Raw genomic sequence first — 5,883 nt, forward strand, 5'->3', positions numbered from 1 at the left:
GGCAGAGGCGGGTACACGACAGTTTTCAAAGATGACGTCACAGGTATGAGCACCTTTTTGCCCCATTTTTTGGTCACGTTTACCTAGAGATATTCCGGATGTCTTGCTATCAATAATGAATGCAGAAATGCCCCCTGCGCCTTTAACTTCAGAACTAGTACGTGCCATGACTGTAAATGCACCCGCATGTGGAGCATTAGTAATAAAACGCTTGGTACCATTCAGGATATAAAAATCGCCATCTTTCACTGCTGTAGTCTTTAAAGATGCGGCATCAGAACCTGATTCCGGTTCAGTCAGGCAAAACGAGCCAATAATTTCCCCTTTAGCAAAACGCGGGAGATAATACTGTTTTTGCTCCTCCGTGCCATCAATAATTAAACCGCTAGCTCCAATACCATTATTTGTTCCAATAAGTGAACGGAAGGCTGATGAAGTGCGACCCAGTTCAAAGGCAACTCGTACCTCTTCTTCCATAGTTAAACCCAGACCTTCATATTCTTCAGGAATAGTGAGTCCAAATAATCCGAGTTCACGCATTTGCTGAACAATATCTGCTGGAATTTCATCTGTTTCTGCTACTTCATTTTCCCTCGGAAAAAGTACGCCTTCAACAAACTGACGTAACATATCAAGCAGTTGATCCAGGGTTTCCTGATCACGAACCATTTCATCTCCTTGGTCGTTATTTTCACCACAGAAGTGGTATAAGCGGACGAGCCGGTATATTTCTTTTTGGGCATACTAAAGAAAATGATTTCACATGACAATATATTTTGATAATTTATTTTGCAATGCGATATTAATTTCTATTAAAACTAACTTATTAAACTTTTGATTTTGCTTAGACAATTCTTATATTTCAGAAAATATCTTATCTCTAGAGTTTTGTTTTACATAAATTGAGAGTATATTAAATAGATAATATCGCTAGGCGAAACTTAATCTTGAGTAAATAGAGATTCAGATTTGTTATAGCAAACTAAACAGGACAGTGAGATAAAAATGGGAGCACTAACAGGAATTCGTGTACTTGATCTGAGTCGTGTATTGGCTGGCCCTTGGTGTGGGCAAATACTGGCAGATCTGGGGGCTGAAGTAATTAAGGTAGAGCGACCTCAGCATGGTGATGATACCCGTAGCTGGGGGCCACCCTGGATGAAAAATGATGCAGGTGATGACACACGTGAAGCTGCTTATTATCAATCTGCGAATCGTAATAAACTCTCTGTAGCAATTGATATTGCTAGCTTGGAAGGGCAGGAGCTTATTAAAGCTTTAATTCAGGATACTGATGTAGTTATTGAAAACTATAAGACAGGTTCACTGAAAAAATATGGTCTGGACTACGACAGTTTAGCTGCAATCAATCCGCAACTGGTTTACTGTTCTATTACCGGGTTCGGTCAAGATGGACCACGTGCTGAAGAACCTGGTTATGACTTTATCATCCAGGGGATGGGCGGGTTAATGTCTGTTACCGGGGAAAAAGATGATTTGCCAGGAGGCGGTCCACAAAAGGTTGGTGTAGCATTTTCTGATTTGGCTACAGGCCTTTATTCTACAATTGCCATTCAGGCAGCACTGCTGAACCGGCATGAAACCGGCTTGGGCCAATATATTGATATGGCTTTACTGGATGTACAAATTGCCACGCTGGCGAATCAGGGAATGAACTATCTGGCTTCAGGAAAAGTACCGGGCCGTTATGGCAATGCACATGCTAATATTGTTCCGTACCAGGTATTCAAAGCGGCCGACCGGGATTTTATTATTGCTTGTGGGAATGATAAACAGTTTATTCAGTTGTGTCAGAGTATTGGATTAGCAGAATTACCAAATGACCCACGCTTTAGCCGTAATGCTGACCGAATCAAACATCGTAATGAAATTATTGATATTTTATCAAAGCATTTCTTGCAGAAAACTGCAGATGAATGGGTAACAGCTATTCATGCAGTTAAAGTACCTGTGGGAGTAATTAATAACCTGGAACAGGCTTTTCAGGAACCACAAGTAGTAGCCCGAAAAATGCTGGTTGAGATGCCACATCCATATAAGCAAAATCTGACAGTTATTGGTTCACCAATAAAAATGTCGCGTACACCAGTAGAATACCGTCGCGCGCCTCCAACGCTAGGAGAACATACTGAGCCGATTTTAAGTCGCGTTGCCTCCCAGGAACACTTAAAAAAATTAAAAGCCGAAGGTATTATTGAGTAAACTGATAAAAAAGAAGCAATCGGCCAGTTTGCTTCTTTGCTATTTAATATAATTATAGATTATAATTTCGCAATGCGAAACATTAGTAGGTTGAGAAAGAGTCATGGATAATACCAATGATATAGAACAAACAGAAAAAATTTTGGCTCCTTTAAGACATGAGTTACTACATCCAATTGAAGATATGCAGGATGAGAATGACCGGCAGTTTATTACTGCCTTGGCCCGTGGTCTGGAACTGCTACGTTGTTTTACACCTAAGCATCAGCATTTAGGAAATCAGGAACTAGCTCAATTAACCGGTTTACCTAAACCCACTATTACCCGTCTGACTCATACGTTGTCTCGTCTGGGTTATATTAAGCAGGTTCCCAATTCGAGCAAGTTTCAGTTGTCTGTTGGGGTGCTGGCATTCGGTTACTCCATGCTGGCTAATGTATCGATTCGTTCAATTGCCAACCCTTATATGAAAGAACTCGCTGACTATGCAGGTGCAGCAGTAGCCATGGCAACCCGAGACCGGTTAAACATGATTTATCTGGATGTCGTGCAGGGAAAAGGCAATATCACCATGCGAAGACAGGTAGGAACTTATTTACCTATTCATTTAAGTTCTATGGGCCGGGCTTGTCTGGCAGCTATGCCAGAAGATGAACGTGATTTTCTGCTTGATGCTATTCGTTTAAAATATAAGGAAGACTGGTTCAAGATTAACCGTGATCTTGACCGTGCCTTTAAGGATTATCAGGATTTTGGCTACTGTTTCTCGATTGGAGAATGGCATAAGGATGTGAACTCGGTCGCGGTGCCTTTAATTCATGAACAGCATGGTTTACTGGTGTTTAACTGCGGTGGACCAAGTTTCATTATGAAACGTGAAAAACTTGAAGAAGATATTGCACCGCGTCTGCTACATATGGTGAATAATATCCGTACTGAAATCAGTTAAAATATGATGCATTGGTCAGGAAGATCAATGCATTGTTATGATTGAAGCGGTAAAGCAGTTCGTTCTTCCAGAATACAAATCACTAGACAGGTAATTGCAAATATCATGCCTAACGTGCAAGTGCCTGTCCAGCCAAAATGAGTCCAGGCATAGGCCCCGGCGGTAGTCCCTAATGCTCCTCCTGCAAAATAACCTGTCATATAAATAGCATTAAAACGAGATCTGAGGTTTTCACTTAATTTAAATACTATGCTTTGATTGGTTACATGAATTGCAGAGAGTGATGCGTAAAGGATAAGCGTTGCCATCATATAAAACGCTAATTGATAAGGTGTAAGTAAAAATAATAACCAGCAAATGATAAGACCCAGACTACATAAAATAGAAATCTGGTGAATATACCCCCGGTCAATAAACTTACCCGTGAAATTAGCTATAAATACACCAACGATACCAACCAGACCAAATAATCCAATACTAAAATCGCTCATATGATAAGGAGCTGGTGCAAGTAGTAGTGACATAGTAGTAAATGTCATACTTACCCCAGCAAAGGTTAATCCGCCAATATAGCTGCGCCGGCGTAAGCGTTGATTTGTCAAAAAAATAGAGACTAACGAGCGTAGAGTATAAGCATAGCTTTCAGTGCTGGTAGGTGGGAAAACCCCGATATTTCGATGTAATATAAAAGCAATACAGAAAAGTAAGATACCACTGGCCAGATAGATAAAATTCCATGCAAATAAACTTGAGGCCAAACCTGAAAGGGAACGGGCAAGAAGAACCCCCATCATTAAACCGCTAAGCAGGAAACCCACCACCCGACCACTCTGTTGCGCTGGAACCAGACTGGCTGCTAAAGGTAATAATAGCTGCGCAGCTACAGAAAATAGACCGGTAATGAGTGTACCCAGTATAAGCAGACTTATATGCTCTGAAATACCGCTGATGATCAGGCCAAGTGCAGCAAATAGCATGAAACAGAATAGTAGGCGGCGTTTTTCGAGAATATCTCCAAGAGGCATCAGCAGGAGCAGGCCACAGGCATAAGCAATTTGTGCCAAAGTAGGTACCCAGGAAACAATAGTTTCTGGTAATTGCAAATTTTGACTCATAGAATGAATGAGTGGCTGACTAAAATAATTACTACCGGTACAGATACCGGCAGCTATTGCCATTAATATAATTGTTGGAGTATAAAGCGTATTTTTCATATTCTCTTAGTATTAAAAGCCTCTGTAGAGGCTTTACCAAGTTAAGCCTTCAAGCTGTTTTCTGCGGGTCATATTGACGGTCTTTAATAAAGATTCCTGATACTGCACCGCATAAGAAATAAGCTCCGCCCATGATCAAAAAACCAAGACCGATAGAGCCACCACTTGCAGCCGCACCAATAATTGCCGGAGCAAACATGGCACCAATACGGCCAGCATTATAAGCTCCACCCACAGCTGTTCCGCGAATATTGGTAGCAAAACTTTCAGTCATGTAAGTGGCATTGATGGCGTAAGGAATTCCATAAAGGAAACCGAAGAAAATCAGCAAATAGGCAATATTATCTGGCGAGTTAAATATTACAATCACAGGTAAAAATATAGCTGTACCAATAGCCCCAAAAGCAAATACAAAGCGTCGACCCAAGCGGTCAGCTGCATAACCGGCAATAATCTTGCCAAAGATCATGGCAATATAGGTTCCAATCATGTAGCCAGTCATGGCTTTAAAATTCATCCCCAGTTCAGATTCGAGATAAGCTGGCATCCAGTTGTTTACACCATAATAGCCAAACTGTAAAAAGCCGGCAGTTAAAATCCACAGCATGAACATTCTGCGATTACGCTTATCTGCAAAAATTATTTTGACTGTACTTTGCTGTTTTACCGGCTGTGCCTGTACAGTAACTCGTGAAGCGGATAGACGCTCCAGACGGGCTCGCTGCCAGGATTCCGGTTCGGGAACCAGTTTCTGAATAAATAATGCCAATACCGAAGGAATAATGGCTATAAAAAATAATNNGCTAGCAAAGTTGCTACAATATAGCCGACCGTCCAGCCAGCCTGTAGAGTCCCCAGTATTGTAGTTCGATATTCAGTAGGTACGTACTCAGCCATTAATGTATTGGCTGCAATATATAAGGAACCAATACCGAAAGCAGAAAGAAAGCGGATGATAGCAAACTGCTCAAAACTTTGTGTAAAGCCGAGTGCTGCAGTTAATAATGAAAATACCAGAATCGAGATCACGACTGTTCGAACCCGTCCAAGATAATCACAGGCCCAGCCACCCATGAAACCTCCTAGTGCCATCCCTGCCAGGGTAAAACTGCCTAATGCACCCGCCTGTAAATTGGTCAGTCCAAATTCGGCTTTTAAACTGGTTAAGCTAAAAGACAGTAGCAGCATATCGGCACCATCAATTAACAGTGCCAAGAATGCAAAAACAAAAGCGATTCGCTGTGTAGTTTTAGAAATTGGCCGGATAAGGGTTTCCGGCATCAGTGGTGTAGTCATACTTCATCCTGAAACTCAAAGGTTAATCCTTAACCTGATTAATCATATTTTTAGCAATAATGATCTGCTGGATTTGTGAAGTTCCCTCATAAAGACGGAACAGGCGTACATCCCGATAAAAATGTTCAATACTGTATTCACTGATATAGCCAGCCCCTCCATGAATCTGTACACAGCGATCTGCAACACGGCCACACATTT

General features: G+C 41.4%; 5 protein-coding genes and 1 pseudogene. 2 read left to right on the forward strand and 4 right to left on the reverse strand.

Features of this window, described 5'->3' with window-relative positions; translation table 11 throughout:
• A partial coding sequence (locus B3R63_RS05490) for an acyl-CoA dehydrogenase family protein (RefSeq protein WP_286729009.1) occupies positions 1 to 669 on the reverse strand: 669 nt, incomplete at its 3' end.
• 336 nt (positions 670 to 1,005) lie between these two features.
• On the opposite strand from B3R63_RS05490, the gene B3R63_RS05495 reads away from it, so the two are divergent.
• Positions 1,006 to 2,223 (forward strand): CaiB/BaiF CoA transferase family protein, encoded by a 1,218-nt coding sequence (locus tag B3R63_RS05495; RefSeq protein WP_286729010.1) that lies wholly within the window; start codon positions 1,006 to 1,008, stop codon positions 2,221 to 2,223.
• A gap of 103 nt (positions 2,224 to 2,326) precedes the next feature.
• Complete coding sequence (locus B3R63_RS05500; protein ID WP_005014160.1) at positions 2,327 to 3,172, forward strand: IclR family transcriptional regulator; 846 nt, start codon at positions 2,327 to 2,329, stop codon at positions 3,170 to 3,172.
• A gap of 35 nt (positions 3,173 to 3,207) precedes the next feature.
• Here the strand turns inward: B3R63_RS05500 and B3R63_RS05505 are convergent, their stop codons facing one another.
• The 3 genes and pseudogenes from B3R63_RS05505 to B3R63_RS05515 form a co-directional block, all read right to left on the reverse strand.
• A complete protein-coding gene (locus tag B3R63_RS05505; protein ID WP_265761745.1) occupies positions 3,208 to 4,386 on the reverse strand; it encodes an MFS transporter in 1,179 nt (392 codons plus the stop codon).
• 49 nt (positions 4,387 to 4,435) lie between these two features.
• A pseudogene (locus B3R63_RS05510) lies at positions 4,436 to 5,682 on the reverse strand (MFS transporter).
• Between the two features lie 22 nt (positions 5,683 to 5,704).
• Positions 5,705 to 5,881, reverse strand: coding sequence for an acyl-CoA dehydrogenase family protein (locus B3R63_RS05515; RefSeq protein ID WP_286729177.1), 177 nt, complete (start codon positions 5,879 to 5,881; stop codon positions 5,705 to 5,707).
• Between the last annotated feature and the right edge of the window lie 2 nt (positions 5,882 to 5,883).

This window comes from Acinetobacter sp. UBA1297, assembly GCF_002307755.1.
GTDB lineage: Bacteria > Pseudomonadota > Gammaproteobacteria > Pseudomonadales > Moraxellaceae > Acinetobacter > Acinetobacter radioresistens.